Annotated in this window: 14 protein-coding genes; 5 read left to right on the top strand and 9 right to left on the bottom strand. The window is 71.9% G+C overall.

Annotated features, from left to right (window positions below; translation table 11 throughout):
• Positions 1 to 159 precede the first annotated feature (159 nt).
• Entirely contained in the window at positions 160 to 1,107 is a 948-nt protein-coding gene (locus F0L68_RS11325) for a hypothetical protein (RefSeq protein ID WP_223198694.1), read from the top strand.
• 311 nt (positions 1,108 to 1,418) lie between these two features.
• Here the strand turns inward: F0L68_RS11325 and F0L68_RS11320 are convergent, their stop codons facing one another.
• The 4 genes from F0L68_RS11320 to F0L68_RS11305 all read right to left on the bottom strand — a co-directional run bounded on the left by F0L68_RS11320 (position 1,419) and on the right by F0L68_RS11305 (position 6,532).
• Positions 1,419 to 2,297: a class I SAM-dependent methyltransferase gene (locus tag F0L68_RS11320; RefSeq protein WP_149849479.1), complete on the bottom strand. Its 879-nt coding sequence runs from the start codon at positions 2,295 to 2,297 to the stop codon at positions 1,419 to 1,421.
• A gap of 1,078 nt (positions 2,298 to 3,375) precedes the next feature.
• Positions 3,376 to 3,603: a hypothetical protein gene (locus F0L68_RS11315; RefSeq protein ID WP_149849478.1), complete on the bottom strand. Its 228-nt coding sequence runs from the start codon at positions 3,601 to 3,603 to the stop codon at positions 3,376 to 3,378.
• Complete coding sequence (locus F0L68_RS11310; RefSeq protein WP_149849477.1) at positions 3,600 to 3,983, bottom strand: WhiB family transcriptional regulator; 384 nt, start codon at positions 3,981 to 3,983, stop codon at positions 3,600 to 3,602. The genes F0L68_RS11315 and F0L68_RS11310 overlap by 4 nt, the downstream gene beginning before the upstream one ends.
• 461 nt (positions 3,984 to 4,444) lie before the next feature.
• Positions 4,445 to 6,532 carry an ATP-dependent DNA helicase UvrD2 gene (locus F0L68_RS11305; RefSeq protein ID WP_149849476.1) on the bottom strand — a complete coding sequence of 696 codons (2,088 nt, stop codon included), beginning with the start codon at positions 6,530 to 6,532 and terminating at the stop codon, positions 4,445 to 4,447.
• 125 nt (positions 6,533 to 6,657) lie between these two features.
• On the opposite strand from F0L68_RS11305, the gene F0L68_RS11300 reads away from it, so the two are divergent.
• Both F0L68_RS11300 and F0L68_RS11295 read left to right on the top strand, forming a co-directional pair.
• A complete protein-coding gene (locus F0L68_RS11300; protein ID WP_149849475.1) occupies positions 6,658 to 7,386 on the top strand; it encodes a DUF4191 domain-containing protein in 729 nt (242 codons plus the stop codon).
• A 198-nt stretch (positions 7,387 to 7,584) separates the two neighbouring features.
• Positions 7,585 to 8,352 (top strand): GNAT family N-acetyltransferase, encoded by a 768-nt coding sequence (locus F0L68_RS11295; protein ID WP_149849474.1) that lies wholly within the window; start codon positions 7,585 to 7,587, stop codon positions 8,350 to 8,352.
• A 1-nt stretch (position 8,353) separates the two neighbouring features.
• Here the strand turns inward: F0L68_RS11295 and F0L68_RS11290 are convergent, their stop codons facing one another.
• Positions 8,354 to 8,827 carry an RDD family protein gene (locus F0L68_RS11290; RefSeq protein WP_149849473.1) on the bottom strand — a complete coding sequence of 158 codons (474 nt, stop codon included), beginning with the start codon at positions 8,825 to 8,827 and terminating at the stop codon, positions 8,354 to 8,356.
• Positions 8,828 to 9,053: 226 nt separating this feature from the next.
• Between F0L68_RS11290 and glnA the strand changes: the two genes are divergently transcribed.
• Positions 9,054 to 10,478, top strand: coding sequence for a type I glutamate--ammonia ligase (gene glnA / locus F0L68_RS11285; protein ID WP_149849472.1), 1,425 nt, complete (start codon positions 9,054 to 9,056; stop codon positions 10,476 to 10,478).
• A 101-nt stretch (positions 10,479 to 10,579) separates the two neighbouring features.
• On the opposite strand, the gene F0L68_RS11280 is transcribed toward glnA, so the two are convergent.
• Entirely contained in the window at positions 10,580 to 10,942 is a 363-nt protein-coding gene (locus F0L68_RS11280) for a hypothetical protein (RefSeq protein ID WP_149849471.1), read from the bottom strand.
• Between the two features lie 124 nt (positions 10,943 to 11,066).
• Here F0L68_RS11280 and F0L68_RS11275 point away from each other — a divergent pair, with 124 nt between their 5' ends.
• A complete protein-coding gene (locus F0L68_RS11275) occupies positions 11,067 to 11,297 on the top strand; it encodes a hypothetical protein (RefSeq protein WP_149849470.1) in 231 nt (76 codons plus the stop codon).
• Positions 11,298 to 11,408: 111 nt separating this feature from the next.
• Here the strand turns inward: F0L68_RS11275 and F0L68_RS11270 are convergent, their stop codons facing one another.
• The 3 genes from F0L68_RS11270 to F0L68_RS11260 form a co-directional block, all read right to left on the bottom strand.
• Complete coding sequence (locus F0L68_RS11270) at positions 11,409 to 12,338, bottom strand: NADP-dependent oxidoreductase (protein ID WP_149849469.1); 930 nt, start codon at positions 12,336 to 12,338, stop codon at positions 11,409 to 11,411.
• A 91-nt stretch (positions 12,339 to 12,429) separates the two neighbouring features.
• Complete coding sequence (locus F0L68_RS11265; protein ID WP_223198692.1) at positions 12,430 to 15,480, bottom strand: bifunctional [glutamine synthetase] adenylyltransferase/[glutamine synthetase]-adenylyl-L-tyrosine phosphorylase; 3,051 nt, start codon at positions 15,478 to 15,480, stop codon at positions 12,430 to 12,432.
• Positions 15,481 to 15,484: 4 nt separating this feature from the next.
• Positions 15,485 to 15,742 carry a zinc ribbon domain-containing protein gene (locus F0L68_RS11260; RefSeq protein WP_240542966.1) on the bottom strand — a complete coding sequence of 86 codons (258 nt, stop codon included), beginning with the start codon at positions 15,740 to 15,742 and terminating at the stop codon, positions 15,485 to 15,487.
• Between the last annotated feature and the right edge of the window lie 83 nt (positions 15,743 to 15,825).

The raw sequence follows: 15,825 nt of genomic DNA, 5'->3' as shown, positions 1-15,825 counted from the left end.
CACCACCGCACCAATCATCTCCCACCCGCACACCGGCCGCGAGCACAATCCATAGCTATCCACAGTAGACAGTCCTAAACAGACATTCACATAGTCGAGTTATCCACAATCCACCGATCCGGCTTCCACAATCGCCCTCCCCGCAAGACGATTGAAGCCATGAAAAGCCGATCACTCCACACCGTGCCTGCCCTACTCTCCGCCGCCGCGGACGGCGTGGTGCGCACCGCGCAGCTCCGGGCTGCCGGCGTGTCCAGCTCCGCGATCGAGGTCCGCTGCCGCCCCGGCGGCCCCTGGCAACGACTACTCCCCGGCGTGCTGCTGCTCGGCAACGGCACGCCGACCAGACGTCAGCAGGTGCAGGCCGCGCTCGCCTACGCCGGCCGGGGCGCGGTGGTCACCGGCGTCGACTCGCTGCGCGAGCAGGGCCTCACCCACCTGCCGCTACCCGACCAGGTGCACGTGCTGTTGCCGGCCACCCGCAAGGTGACCGGCCGCGAGTTCGTGCACATCGAACGCACCACCCGACTGCCGCCGCCGGTGTACCGATGTGGGCTGCCGCTCGCGCCGCCCGCCCGCGCCACCCTGGACGCCGCGCGGCGGCAGCCCGACCCTGTCCTGCTGCACAGCCTGCTCGGGGAGGTCGTCCGGCACGGCGCGTGCACGGTGGCCGACCTGACGGCGGAGTTGGACGCGGGCAGCCGGCGCGGCACCGCCGCCGCCCGCAACGCGCTGCACTGGCTCACCGATCGCGCCAGGGCAATCACCGACGCATGGGCGCGAGCGGTCGTCAACGCCTGCCCGTTGCCCAAGCCGCGCTGGCACGTGCCGGTCAACGACCCGGCCGGCACCCCGCTCGGCACGGCCGATGCCTGGTGGGGCGAGGTGGCGCTCGCCTGGCAGATCGGTTCGCGGAGCCAGCTGGCGATCGACCGGCGCCGGGCGGACAGGACGGACCGGGCGCTCGCCGCCGCCGGGGTCACGGTGCTGCGCACCCCGGTGTCCCGGCTGCACGCCGATCCGGGTGGCGTGCGGCGGGAGCTCACCCGCTCGTTTCACCAGGCGGCGACGCGCCGGGCGGCCGAGCCCATGGTGGTGACGTCATGATCTGGGCGAACTGGCTCCGGCGGTGGCAGCCGGCCGACGACCGGTTCACCAGTAGTCCGCAGGAAGCTTGCTCTCGATGTCGCGAACGTGGGCCCGAGCGCAGGCCAGGCACAGCCACGTCGTTCTGCCCCGCTCCGACTCGGTCACCCAGGAAAGCAGCTCGGACGGATCGGCGGCGCTGTCTCGCCGCTTCCCGCACCTGCCGCATGCCGCCTCCGTCACCTCCGTGACGCTACGCCCGCAGGCCCGCCGACCACAGCGTCACGGAGGTCCGAAATCCCAGGTGTGGGACCTGAGATCTGAGATCTGGGTCAGTGCCAGGCGGCCCGACCAAGGTGCACGGTCAGCGTCTGCAACAGGAAGACGTCCTGCCGAGAGCCGACGTAGGCGGGATCGTCCGGGTCGAGCAGTCGGCGCACGGTTTCGGTGTCCTCGTCGCTGACCTTGTCGACGGAGACGTCACCGAGCCAACGAAGCCAGTCCATCACTGAGTCCGCGACGACGCGGGAGATGGGAGCAGGATGATCGATGAGATAACTGAATGCGCTCACCTCGCCGAGGCCGGCCTCGGCGAGGGCGATGTTCCAGCCGACGGGAAGCCGTGTCGAGTCGGGCATGTCCGCGCGCATGCTGGCGAACCACTCCGCGCGGGCGGCCGCGAGCCGGTCCTGGAGGCCGGGGGCACCGATACCGATGTCCCACGGCAGGCAGCGGGTCTCCAGGCCGCCCTCGGCGAGGGCGAGCCAGCCGCCCGGCGCGAGGGCACCGACGAGCTGGTCGAGCCCGTGGCGCTGGTCGGGTAGGTGATGGACGACCCTGGCCGCCCAGATCAGGTCGGCCGGGGGCACCAGGTCGCGCAGCGGTTCCTTGGCGACGTCGGCGAGCACCGGTCGGACCCGGACCGCGCCGTTGGCCGCGGCGCGGGCCGCCGAGGTGGCCGCGTCCAGGAGTTCGGGCACGGCGTCGACGAGAATGAGCGTGCCGCCGCCGCGCTTGTCCAGCTCCGAGGCCAGCGCCACGCTCATGCCGCCAGCGCCGGATCCGATGTCGAGGACGGTCGGCTGTTCGCAGGTCGCGCTGACCAGGCGTTCGGCCACCGTCCGCAGCTCGGCTGTCTGTGTCTGGTCCGCGCGCCGCAGGGCGACCAGCCGCGCGGGCCAGTCCACGCCGTCATGTGTGTGTCCGGTCACAGGCAAACCGTACAGACGACCGGGGCCGTCCTCCTGTCATTTAGGAGGGCGACACCGGCCGTAGCTGCGATTTCCGTTGGCTGATTGGGTTTTCGCCGCCAACCGACACACCGGACAGCCCGACTGCGGGCCATGGTCGGAGGCTCCGGCTCCGGCTCCGGCTCCGGCTGCGGCTGCGGCTGCGGCTGCGAGCCGAGGTTGAGTGCTGGCGGTCGGGGCTGAGTGCTGGCGGTCGGGGCCCGTTGGCTGCGGGCCGGCGATTAGGCACCGTGGCTGCGGGCTTCGGCCGGGTGCCGCGGTTCAAACCTGTAGCTGCGGCCGCAGCCGAGTGCCGCAGTTGCGGCCTACGGCTACGGGGCCACAGCCGGATGCTGCGGTTCACGCCTGTGACTGCGAGCCTCGGCCGGTGCTGCGGTTGAGGCCTGAAGCTGCGGGCCGCAACCGGGTGCCGCTTGAGCATCACGGCTGCGGCCGCAGCTGAGTGCCGCTTGGGTATCTCGACTGCGGCCGCAGCCGGATGCCGCGGTTCAGGCCTGTAGCTGCGGACCGCAGCCGAGATGCCACGGTTCAAGTCTGTGACTACGGGCCACAGCCGAGTGCCGCCTGAGCATCTCGACTGCGGCCGCAGCCGGATGCCGCGGTTCAGGCCTGTAGCTGCGGACCGCAGCCGAGATGCCACGGTTCAAGCCTGCGGCTACGGGCTACAGCCGGATGCTGCGGTTCAGGCCTGTAGCTGCGGACCTCGGCCGCGTGCCGCGGTTCACGCCTGTGGCTGCGGGCCACAGCCGGGTGCCTCTTGAACACCACGGCTGCGGCCGCAGCTGAGTACCGCTTGGGGTATCTCGGCTGCGGCCGTAGCCGGATGCCGCGGTTCAAGCCTGTGACTGCGGGCCACAGCCGGGTACCGCCTGAGCACCACGGCTGCGGCCGCAGCCGGATGCTGCGATTCAGGCCTGTAGCTGCGGGCCGCAGCCGAGATGCTGCGATTCAGGCCCGCAGCTGCGGGCCACAGCCGGGTGCTGCGGTTGGGTTAGGGCCATTCCGGCGGCACCCGTGGGACGGGTGCCGCCGGGGTGGCTCAGAGCTGGTCGGCGAGCTGGAGGGCGCGCCGCTCGGCCCAACCGGATATCCGGCGCCAGCGGCGGGCGGCGGATATTCGATGGACGAGCCTCTGGCGCTCGGCGGAATGCTCCGCCTCGCGCATTCGGGTTCTGGCTAGGTCTTCATGCATCAACATGGCGATGTTCCTCGTGGGGTTCAGATCAGCGGTCAGTGCGGTACCGGTGGTGGTGCGACGAGCGGTCATGCTGCGGCCTCCTGGCTGGTGTTTGCTGCTGGACTTGCTTCCCTGGCTCGATCTTCCTTGCGCGGACGACCGCGAGGCCGCTTGCGCGCGATCACCGCGCCGCGTTCGAAGATCTCGCCGCCCCACACTCCCCAGGGCTCGTGCCGTGCGATCGCGCCGGTGAGGCACTCGTTCTTCACCGGGCAGCTGACACAGAACCTCTTGGCCTGCTCCAGCTCGGTAGGAGCATCGGCGAACCACAGGTCCGGGTTGTTGGTGCGACAGGGCAGGTCAAGTCCAGTAGCGGGCGCAGTGTCGAGCAGGCCGGCAACGCCGACTCCCCCAGGCTCGGACACTTCAGGCAGCGTCCCGCTGGATAGCGGGACGGTTGCGGTCAACATGGAGAATCTCCTGTCTGGCGGTGCTGGGTATCCCATCTGAAAAAACACAAAGGCCGCGGAACCGACTTGCGGTCCGCGGCCTTCGTGAGCCTGAGTCCTGACTTGGGCGTCAGGTACTTCGCTCGTGCGCGGACGGCGCAAAGCTGGTCGGAACATCGACGATCTGGCTGTGGCGCTTCACCAGGGCTAGCCCGGCGACAGACGGCATGGCGTACCGAACGGTGGTGCCGCGTGGCTTCGCCACAGCGGCCGTCCAGGACGCGCCAGTACCCCCGGTCGGAAGGTAGCCAGGGACGCAGGAAAGGTTGAGAATCCTCATCGGGGCCACCTCCTCAGGGGCATCGTCGTCATGAAGTCCGATTCGGGCACTCCGTGCCCGGCTTATGCAGGTTATGCGGCGCTGCCACACGGGTGCAACAGGTTTTCCGAACTAGCTCAAGATTTTTCGAAGTACCGCTGGATCAGGTGGTTTCCGCACCGCCGCCATGCACGAGCGACAGCACGTCAGCGCCGAACTTGTCGAGCTTGGCAGCCCCGATGCCGGAGATCAACACCAGCCCCGCGGTGTCCTCGGGACGCTGCTCGGCGATGGCCACCAGAGTCGCGTCGGTGAACACCACGTACGCCGGCACCTTCAGCTCCCGCGCCCGCTCCGACCGCCACACCCGCAGCCGCACCAGCAGGTCCTCGTCCAGGTCGGCCGGGCAGTCGCCGCAGCGGCCGAGCTTCACGTCGAACGTGCCGACCAGCGGATCGCCGCAGATCCGGCACATCGGCTTCGCGCGGCCGCGCGAGCTCGGCGGGCCCTCCTGCCGCGACTTCGCCAGCCGCGCGGCCGGGTGGTCGTCCGGCACGAGTCCGTAGACGAACCGGCTGCGCCTGCGGTAGCGCGCGCCGCCCGCCGCGCGGGACAGCGCCCAGGACAGCCACAGGTGCTCCCTCGCGCGGGTGACCCCCACATAGAGGAGCCTGCGCTCCTCCTCGATCGCCGCGTCGTCCCCGTCGGCGTGCTGGATCGGCAGCGTCCCTTCAACCAGGCCAATAAGGAACACCGCGTCCCACTCCAGGCCCTTGGCTGCGTGCAGAGACGCCAGCGTGACGCCTTCCACCGTCGGCGGGTGCTGCGCCTCGGCCCGGACGTCCAGCTCGACCACGAACCTCGCGAGGTCCGCGTCCGGCACGGTCGCGGCGAGCTCCTCGGCCAGCTCGACGAGCGCGAGCAGCGACTCCCACTTCTCGCGGGCCGAACCGCCCGCGGGCGGCTCCTCGGTCAGGCCGAGCCCGCCGAGCACCTGCCGGACGGCGTCGGGCAGCTCGCCGCGCTGCGGACTCCCGCTGGCCATCCGCAGCGTGACCATCGCCTGCCGCACCTCGGGCCTGGCGAAGAACCGCTCGCCGCCGCGCACCAGGTACGGGATGTCGGCCTCGGTCAGCGCCTGCTCGAACACCTCGGACTGGGCGTTGACCCGGAACAGCACCGCGATCTCGCTGGCCGGCACGCCGCCGTCGAGCAGCTCCCTGATGCGCCTGGCGACGGCCGCCGCCTCGGCGGGCTCGTCGTCGAACTCGGCGAACCTGGGCACCGGGCCGTCGGGGCGCTGGCCGATCAACCGCAGCCGGGAGCCTGCCGGCCGGTCGCGGGCCGCGCCGATCACCTGGTTGGCCAGCGACACGACCTGCGGGGTCGACCGGTAGTCCCGCTCCAGCCGCACCACGGCCGCCTCGGGGAACCGCCTCGGGAAGTCCAGCAGCGGACGCGGCGACGCGCCAGCAAAGGAGTAGATCGTCTGGTTGGCGTCGCCGACCACGGTCAGGTCGTCCCGGCCACCGAGCCAGGCGTCCAGCACGCGCTGCTGGAGCGGGGTGATGTCCTGGTACTCGTCCACCACGAAGCACCGGTACCGGTCGCGGAACTCCAGCGCGACCTCGCTGTGCTCCTCGAGCGCCGCCGCCGTGTGCAGGAGCAGGTCGTCGAAGTCGAGCATCCTGGCCCGCGTCTTGAGTTCCTCGTACGTCCGATAGACGGCGACGACCTGCTCGGCGGGACCCGGCATCTCTCTGCGCGTGCGCGCCGCGGCCGCCGGGTAGTCCTCCGGCCCGACCAGGGACGCCTTGGCCCACTCGATCTCGCTGGCCAGGTCGCGCAGCGACTCGGAGCTGGTCGGCGCGCCGACGCGGTTGGCCGCCTGGGCGACCAGCCTGAGCTTGCCGTCGAGCAACTGCCACTGGTCGTCCCCGACGACGCGCGGCCAGAAGTAGCGGAGCTGCTTGAGCGCGGCCGCGTGGAACGTGCGGGCCTGCGCGGCCGGCACGCCGAGCGCGCGCAGCCGGGTGCGCATCTCGCCGGCCGCCCTGGCCGTGAAGGTGACCGCGAGCACCTGGCCCGGCACGACCAGGCCGCGGTGCACCAGGTAGGCGATGCGGTGCGTGATGGTGCGCGTCTTGCCGGTGCCCGCCCCCGCGAGCACGCAGACCGGTCCGCGCGGCGCCTCGACCGCGGCCCGCTGTTCCGGATCAAGTCCCTCCAGCAGCCGACGCTCGGTGTCCATGCCGGCATCCTCGCAGAGCCTCCCCGCGCCGTTCGACCACCCGCCGGGCCGGCGTTTCCAGATCGCGACCGGCAAGCAGGTGGCACCCGTCATCAAGCCGGCCGGGCAGCCGTATCCTGAGGGGCATGGCTCCTAAGCAGGACAAGGCGGCCGCCAAGGAGGCGGCACGCGCGCGGCGCGCCGCGAGTCGCGCCAAGCGTGGGCAGATCTTCGAGGCGTTCAAGATGCAGCGCCGCGAGGACAAGGGACTCCTGCCCTGGATGTTGGGCGTGTTCCTCGGCTCCGCCGCGGTGGCCTTCGGGGTCGGCCTGATCTTCGGGCTTCAGTGGGTGCTCCTGCCGCTGGGCCTCGCGGTCGGCGCGCTGCTCGCGGTCGTCGTGTTCGGCCGCAGGGTGCAGCGCAACGTCTACGGCAAGGCCGAGGGCCAGCCCGGCGCGGCGGCCTGGGCGCTGGAGAACCTGCGCGGCAAGTGGAAGGTGACCCCCGCCGTGGCGGGCACCACCCAGCTCGACGCGGTGCACCGGGTCATCGGCCGGCCCGGCGTGGTGCTGGTCGCCGAGGGCGCGCAGCACCGGGTCAAGGCGCTGCTCGCCCAGGAGAAGAAGCGGGTCTCCAGGGTCGTCGGCGAGACCCCGATCTACGACGTGATCGTCGGCAACGACGAGGGCCAGATCCCGTTGAAGGGGCTTCAGGGCTACCTGATGAAGCTGCCACGCAACATCAGCCCCGCGCAGGTGGACACCATGGAGGCCAGGCTCACCGCGCTGGCCAGCCGGGGTGCCGCGCTGCCCAAGGGCCCGATGCCGCAGGGCGCCAAGATGCGCAACGTGCAGCGGACCATGCGCCGCCGCTGACCCGAGTCCCCGCACCACACGTCGAAGCCCGCCCCGCACGCCGCCCACTCGCGGCGGGTGGGGCGGGCTTTCGTATGGCCGCGTATGGCCGCCTGTGAACGCGGCGCGCGGCGCGGGCGGGTGCTGGTGCGATGGCCTTCCACACACGAGCGCGGTAATCCGTTTCGTGGTGGGTGGGGCAGGCCTTAGCGTGCGGCCGTGCACATCGGAACTCGGATCGCCGCCGCCCAGCTCGCCTCCGTGAGCCGGCATCGCCGCGTGGTGGCCGCCGCGCCCTTCACCGGGTTGTTGACCGTCGACGGCCCGGACTTCATGTCCTACGCCGTTGCGGCCTCGCCTGGCAGCGCGGTGCACGAGGTCACCGAGGCCCTTGCCGTGCTGCGCGCGGCGTTCGCGCCGGGGCGGGTGCGTTTCGAGCTGGTCGAGGAGGCGAGCCCCGGCGCGGTGGACGCGCTGGTGGCCGCCGGTGTCGAGGTCGACAAGCGGATGCCCCTGCTGACCATGGACCCCGCCGACCTGACCCTGCCGCCGACCCCGGCGGGGGTGGTCGTCGAGCTGGTCACCACGGCCGAGCAGGCGACGCAGGCGCGGACGGTCGCGAACGCCGCGTTCGGCATGTCGCTCGGCGACGGCGACGGCACGGCGCCGCCGCCTCCGGTGGACGGCGGCAGCGTGCTGGCCACGCTGGACGGGGTGCCGGTGGCCGCGGCCTCGTGGACGGCCGTCGCCGACGAGGTGACCGAGATCGTCGGGGTGGCGACGCTGCCGAGCCATCAGCGGCGCGGGCTCGGCGCCCTGGTCACGGCGCACGCGGTGCAGGCTGGCTGGCGGCTCGCCGGGGCGACGCTCCCGTGGCTGACGCCGGGCGACGACGGCGCGGACCGCGTCTACCGCAGGCTCGGCTTCGTGACGAGGGCGAACGCGGTGCACCTGGCCGATCCCGCGGGGCCGGCCGAGTCCGCGTAGCTCAGCGCATCCGGAGCACGATGGTGCGGGTGGCCTTGTCGTGCAGGCCCCGCCCGTCGGTGTCCCAGACGACGGCCGGAATCACCAGGAAGATCAGCGCGGTCCGCAGCATCGCCCTCGGCAGGCCGACCATGGCGACGTCGTCGATCCTGGCGACCCGCAGGCCGAGCAGGGCGTGGCCGGGGGTGAAACCGAAGAACGCGACCGCGACGACGGTGATCAGGAACCAGGCGAGCAGGCTCCAGTTCTGCGGGGCGTGCGGGAACGTGAACACGCCGGCCACGCCGCCGGCCAGCACGGCGTCGACGAGGAACGCCACCGCGCGACGGCCGGTGCCCGCGACCGAGCCGGGCCCGCTGCGGGGCAGCCCGAGGCGCTCACCCCGCCACTGTTGTGCCGGCCGGTCGCCGGCGTCGGCGCCGGGTGCCAACGCCGCGCGCGGGCCAGAAAGCCACGAACCGGTCCACCTACTCACCCCACCAGAGTAAGGCCGTGCTCACCGGGTGAGGACCGGCAGGTCCGAAACCTGCTCGATCAGGTCCCGTTAACACTGGTGAAACATCTGAGTGACGGTCGGGCAACACCTCGGCCCTAGCGTCATCACGCGACCGGACGCGGGCCCCGCGGCGGCCGACGACCGCGACCTCGTTCTTGGCGGGGCCGACCAGCAGACGAAAATTCTGACGAAGGAGCCAACGAGGGTGTTCACCAATCCCGACGAGGTCCTGCGGTTCATCTCTGAGAACGACGTGAAGTTCGTCGACGTCCGGTTCAGCGACCTGCCGGGCATCATGCAGCACTTCACCCTGCCAGCGGATGCCTTCGACGCGGACGCGATCCAGGAGGGCCTGGCGTTCGACGGCTCCTCGGTGCGCGGCTTCCAGTCGATCCACGAGTCGGACATGCTGCTGCTGCCGGACCTGGCGACCGCGCGGCTCGACCCGTTCCGGATCGAGAAGACACTCGTCGTCAACTTCTTCGTGCACGACCCGTTCACGCGCGAGGCCTACAGCCGCGACCCGCGCAACATCGCGCGCAAGGCCGAGCTGTACCTGGCCGAGTCGGGCGTCGCGGACACCTGCTTCTTCGGTCCGGAGGCCGAGTTCTACATCTTCGACTCGGTGCGCTTCGACACCACCCAGAACGCCTCCTTCCACGAGGTCGACTCCGAGGCCGGCTGGTGGAACACCGGCGCGGACGAGGAGGGCGGCAACAAGGGCTACAAGGTCCGCTACAAGGGCGGCTACTTCCCGGTCTCCCCGACCGACCACTTCGCCGACCTGCGCGACAAGATCGTGCTGAACCTCCAGGGCTCCGGCTTCACCGTCGAGCGCGCGCACCACGAGGTCGGCACCGGCGGTCAGACCGAGATCAACTACAAGTTCAACACGCTGCTGCACGCGGCCGACGACCTCCAGCTGTTCAAGTACATCGTGAAGAACACGGCGTGGCAGGCCGGCAAGACCGCGACCTTCATGCCCAAGCCGCTGTTCGGCGACAACGGGTCCGGCATGCACTGCCACCAGTCGCTGTGGGCCAACGGCAGCCCGCTGTTCCACGACGAGTCCGGCTACGGCGGCCTGTCCGACACCGCGCGGCACTACATCGGCGGCCTGCTGCACCACGCGCCGAGCCTGCTGGCGTTCACCAACCCCACGGTGAACTCCTACCACCGCCTGGTGCCCGGCTACGAGGCGCCGGTGAACCTGGTGTACTCGCAGCGCAACCGGTCGGCGTGCATCCGCATCCCGATCACGGGCAACAACCCGAAGGCCAAGCGCGTCGAGTTCCGTTGCCCCGACGCGTCCGGCAACCCGTACCTGGCGTTCTCGGCCATGCTGATGGCCGGCCTCGACGGCGTGAAGAACAAGATCGAGCCGCCGGCCCCGATCGACAAGGACCTCTACGAGCTGCCGCCCGAGGAGGCCCGCGACGTCCCGCAGGTCCCCGGCACGCTGGCCGAGGTGATCGACAACCTGGAGCGCGACCACGACTACCTGCTCGAGGGCGGCGTGTTCACCCCCGACCTGATCGAGACCTGGATCAGGATCAAGCGGGAGAACGAGATCGACCCGATCAGGCTGCGCCCGCACCCGTACGAGTTCGCGCTGTACTACGACGTGTAGTCCGCGCGACGGGACGGGCCGAGGGGCTCGACCGACCGGCTGAGGGCCGAGTGACCGCCATGGTCGCTCGGCCCTCAGCCGTTTAGCCCTCGGCCGTTCACTCAGTTCCGGGTGCCCCACTGCCGCAGGAACTGCAACAGCTCGTTGCCGGCCTCGGTCGGCGTGCGGCCTAGGCCCTGGCAGGTCGCGCACGGCGGGCCGGTGTACGCCTGCGCGTACAGCCGCGCCACGAAGCGGAACCGACGGTCGGACTTGCCCATCAGGTCGGCGTACTGCTCGAAGGACGAGCCGGCCGTCACGCCGACGCCCCGTTCCCACCGCGACCGCAGTTCCCCGAGCTGTCCGGACCACGGCGGCTCGGCGAGCGTCCGCTCCGCCCACTGCCTGGTGTGGTCCTTGCTGTGGGGAACCGTGCCGGTGCCGGCGCAGTCGGCACACACCTGCTCCAACGTGTGTGTGTCCACAACTTCCCTCTCCCCGCCACAATTGTCACTTGGCGCGTCGAGAAGGTTACCGCGCGTGCCGATCCGCCCAACGGGCGAGGTGCCCCCGGCATCCGGCCGCCGAGGCGAAGGTTAGGGTCACGCCGTGTCCACTGACGCTGTCGAATTCGCAGCCCCGCAACTGCTTTCCACCAACATCCTCGACTCGGCCGAGGAGGCCATCGAGGCGGTGCACGCAGCCGACGTGCTCGGCCTGGGTGTGCGTCTGTCCAACCGCCTCGTCCAGGACGAGGAGTCCGAGGACGTGCTCGTCGAGGAATGGGTCGTCGAGGTGTACTCCACCGTTCCCGAGGTCGCCGAGGACCCCGAGGACTGACACCAACCAGCCAATCGCGCTTGTGGGCCCGGCACGCCGTCGAACCTCGGCGTGCCGGGCCCACAACGCCTGTCGGACCCCGTCGGACGGCCTGTCGGACCGCCTCGGACGTCAGACGGTCAGCACGACCTTGCCCCGCACGTGCCCGCCCTCCAGCAGGCGGTGCGCGTCGGCGGCCTGGGCCAGCGCGAAGGTCTGCTGGACCTCCACCCGCAGCCCGCCGGCGTCGGCCAGCTGTGCCAGCCACCGCAGGTCCAAGCTGTTCGGTTTGCAGAACGTATATTTGCCACCGAGTTCACGCACGTTTGCGTCCACAATGGACACGCTGCGGGCCGGATCCCGGACCAGGGCGGTGGACGCCTCCAGCGCGCTCCCGCCGACGCAGTCGAACGCGATGTCCACCCTGCCGTCCCCGCCAACCAGCTCGGCGACCCGCTCGACCAGCCCGTCGCCGTAGGTCACCGGCTCCGCGCCGAGGGACCGCAGGAACTCGTGGTTGCGCTCCGACGCCGTGCCGATCACCCGCGAGGCGCCGAGCGCCCGCGCGATCTGCACCGCGAGGTGCCCGACCCCGCCGGCCGCCGCGTGCACCAGGACCGTGTCGCCCTCGCGGATGCCGGCCGCGTGCAACGACTGCAACGCGGTGAGCCCGGCCAACGGCAGGCCCGCGGCCTCCTCGAAGCTCAGCGACGTCGGCTTGTGCGCCAGCCCCCGCTCGGTCCCGGCGACCCGCTCGGCGTAGGTGCCGTGCTGCACGTCGTCCTTGCGCTGGTAGCCGTACACCTCGTCGCCCGGCGCGTAGTCCGCCACGGCGGGCCCCGCCGCGATGACCACCCCGGCGACGTCCCAGCCGGGGATCAGCGGGAAGTGGTGTGGCAGCGCGGTTTGCAGGTACCCGGCCCGCACCAGCAGATCGACCGGGTTGACGCCGGCGGCCCGCACCTCGACGAGCACCTGGTCCGGCCCGACAAGCGGTTCGGGCAGTTCCTGCAAGGACAGCACATCGGCATCGCCGAACGCGTTCTGCGCGACAGCTTTCACGGCAAGATCAACCCCGATTTCGTTCGCGTTGCGACAGGTCCCGAGCCTCCACTGTGGCTCAGGTCCACCCAGGCTGCCACCGGAGCACCCCTCAGCCCTCGTAGAACACGCGCTCGACGACGGCCCTGGCCCGCCGCGTCGTCCTGCGGTACTCGTCGAGGAACTCCCCGGGGTCGACGTCGGACCGATAGCCGAGCGCGGACGCGACCGCGGCCAGCTCCCGACCCGACGTCGGCACCTGGTCGGACTGCTTGCCCCGCACCAGGGTCGCCGCGTTGCGCGCCCTCGTCGCGATCACCCACGACGCGCGCAGCTCCTCGGCGTCGGCCGCGTCGAGCAACCCCGCCTCGGCGGCCGCCGCGAGACCGGCCAGTGTGGACGGCGTGCGCAGCGCCGGCACCTCGTGCGCGTGCTGGAGCTGGAGCAACTGGATCGTCCACTCCACGTCCGCCAGGCCGCCGCGCCCCAGCTTCGTGTGCGTGGTCGGATCGGCGCCCCTCGGCAGCCGCTCCGCGTCCACCCTGGCCTTGATGCGGCGGATCTCGCGGGCGTGCGCCGCATCCAACCCGCCTGCCGGATACCGCACCGGCTGCACCGCCGCGAGGAACCGCTCACCGAGCCCTCGGTCGCCGGCCACGAACCTGGCCCGCAGCAGCGCCTGCGCCTCCCACACCTCGCTCCACTGCGCGTAGTAGGCGCGGTAGGAGTCGAGCGACCGCACCAACGGGCCGTTGCGGCCCTCCGGACGCAGGTCCGTGTCCACCTCAAGCGGCGGGTCCTGGCTCGGCGAGCCGAGCAGCCGCCGCACGGTCTCGGCGACCGAACCCGCGAACCGCACCGCCTCGTCGTCGGTGTGGCCCTCCGTCGGCTCGCAGACGAACAGGACGTCGGCGTCCGAGCCGTAGCCGAGCTCCCGGCCGCCGAGCCTGCCCATGCCGATCACGGCGATCGTCGCCGGCCGGACCGCCGCCGCGCCGGTCGACCACAGCGCCGCGTCCAGCGCGGCCTCCAGCACCGCCGCCCACACGCTGGACAGCGCCCCGCACACGGCCGGCAGCTCCAGCAGGCCGAGCAGGTCGGCGCTGGCCACCCGCAGCAGCTCGTGCCGCCGCAGCGACCGCGCGGCGGCCACCGCCCGCCCGAGATCGCGCTGCCGGCCGACGGCGCTGCGCAGCGAGGTCGCCACCTCGGCGGGATCGCGTCCGACCAGCGCGGGCGTGTCCGCGAGCAGCCGTAACACCTCCGGAGCCCGGACCAGCAGGTCGGGCACCAGCTTCGACGTGCCGAGCAGCGTGGCCAGCCGCTCGACGACCGCGCCCTCGTCCCGCAGCAGCCGCAGGTACCAGGGCGTCTCCGCGAGCGCCTCGGACACCCGCCGATAGGCCAGCAGGCCACCGTCCGGGTCCGGGGTCTCGGCGAGCAGGTCCAGCAGCACCGGCAGCAGCGCGCCCTGGATCGCGGCCCGCCGCGACACGCCCTCGGTCAACGCCTCGATGTGCCGCAACGCGCCGTCCGGCGCGGTGAAACCGAGCGCGGCGAGCCTCGCGACGGCCTGCTTGGTCGTCAGCCGCAGGCCCTCCGCCGGCACCCTGGCGACGGCCTGGAGCAGCGGCCGGTAGAACAGCTTCTCGTGCAGCCGCCGCACCTGGTTCCCGTGCCGCCGGTACTCGACGAGCAGCACCTCGTCGGCGGACCGCCTGCTGTCCGACCGCAGCCCGGCCGCGCGGGCCAGCCAACGCAGGCCGGCCTTGTCGTCGTCCGCGGGGAACAGGTGGGTGCGCAGCATCCGCTGGAGCTGGAGCCGGTGCTCCAGCGTGCGCAGGAAACGGTAGGACTCGCCGAACTCCATCGCGTCGGTCCTGCCGATGTAGCCGCCGTGGCCGAGCGCCGCCAGCGCCTGCGTGGTGGTCGGGATGCGCAGCGCCTCGTCGCTGCGGCCGTGCACCAGTTGCAGCAGCTGCACGGCGAACTCCACGTCCCGCAGCCCGCCCCTGCCCAGCTTCAGCTCCCGGTCGGCGATCCCGCTCGGCACGTGGTCCTCGACGCGCCTACGCATCGCCTGCACGTCGGTGACGAACCCGTCCCGGTCGGCGGCCGTCCACACCTGCGGGCCGAGCGCCGCCAGGTAACGCTCGCCGAGCTCGGGGTCGCCCGCCACCGGCCGCGCCTTGAGCAGCGCCTGGAACTCCCAGGTCCGCGCCCACTTGCGGTAGTAGGACACGTGCCCGTCCAGCGTCCGCACGAGCGCGCCCGCCTTGCCCTCCGGACGCAGCGCCGCGTCGACCTCGAAGCACGCCTGCCCGGCGACCTGCGTCATCCCGGCGGCCAGCCTGGCCGCCACCGCGAGATCGCCCTCGGCGACGAAGACCACGTCCACGTCGCTGACGTAGTTCAGCTCCCGGCCCCCGCACTTGCCCATCGCGATGACCGCCAGCTCGCACGGCAGCGGCCCGTCCGCAGGCCCGACCTCGGCCGCGGCCACCGCGAGGGCGGCCCGCAGCGCGGCGACCGCCAGGTCGGACAGCTGCCCGGCGACCTCGTCGTACCCTGGATCGGCGAGCGACGGCTCGACGACGTGCGCGAGGTCGTTGGCGGCGACCCGGCACAGCAGCCCCCGGTACTCCAGGCGCAGCGCCCGCACCGCCTGCGGGCCGCGCAGCGTCGCCCGCGCGCCGTTCGGTGTGCCGGGCGGCGGCCCGGACGGGTCGGCGCCGACGGCGGTCAGCAGTGCCGAGGTGAAGCCGTCGGCCGGCTGGTCATCGGTGCTCGACGCGAGCCGCTGCCAGCGGTCCGGGTTGGCGACCAGGAAGTCGGACAGCGCGGTGGACGCGCCGAGCACGGCGACCAGCCTGCCGCGCAGCCCGAGGTCGTCGCGCAGCGCCTCGGCGAGCGCAGGCCAGTCCGCGCCGAGCGCCTCGCGCAGCCGGTCCAGCCCGCGCAGCGCCAGATCGGGATCGGGGCTGCGGGACAACGCGCCGAGCACGGGCTCGCTGCCCTCGGTCGGATGGCCGCCGAGCCACCAGCCGGCCGCGCGCAACTGTTCCTCGGCCCGTTGCTCGGTCAGGCCGAAGCGGGCAGGCGAGGTCGTGCCGCGAAGTCGAGTGTTGACATCCTCCCTGGCCTGAAGGCCTGGGATTCCCACGCGGCTACGCCACGTCTGGGATGGTTCCTGCTTCCTCACCCACGGCCTCCCCGGAGGAAGGACTGACACGGGCTCCACAGGCGTTTCGCCTCTCCGCCTGCCCGGCGGCGAGGATATTGCGAGCTGCGTTGTCGTCCCGGTCGTGCCTCGCCCCGCACCCGGGACACGTCCACGACCTGACCTTCAACGGCATGGCGTCCATGACGTGCCCACACATCGAGCAGGTCTTCGAGCTGGGCAGCCACCGGGACACCGCGTGCACGGTGCGGCCGTAGCGCTCGGCTTTCTCCTGAAGCAGCCGCACGAACTGCGCCCACCCGGCATCGGAGATGGCACGCGCCAGCC

The organism is Solihabitans fulvus (genome assembly GCF_008386585.1).
Lineage (GTDB): Bacteria > Actinomycetota > Actinomycetes > Mycobacteriales > Pseudonocardiaceae > Solihabitans > Solihabitans fulvus.
Note: the sequence above shows the minus strand (reverse complement) of the source record. Positions and strands in the feature narration are given on the sequence as shown.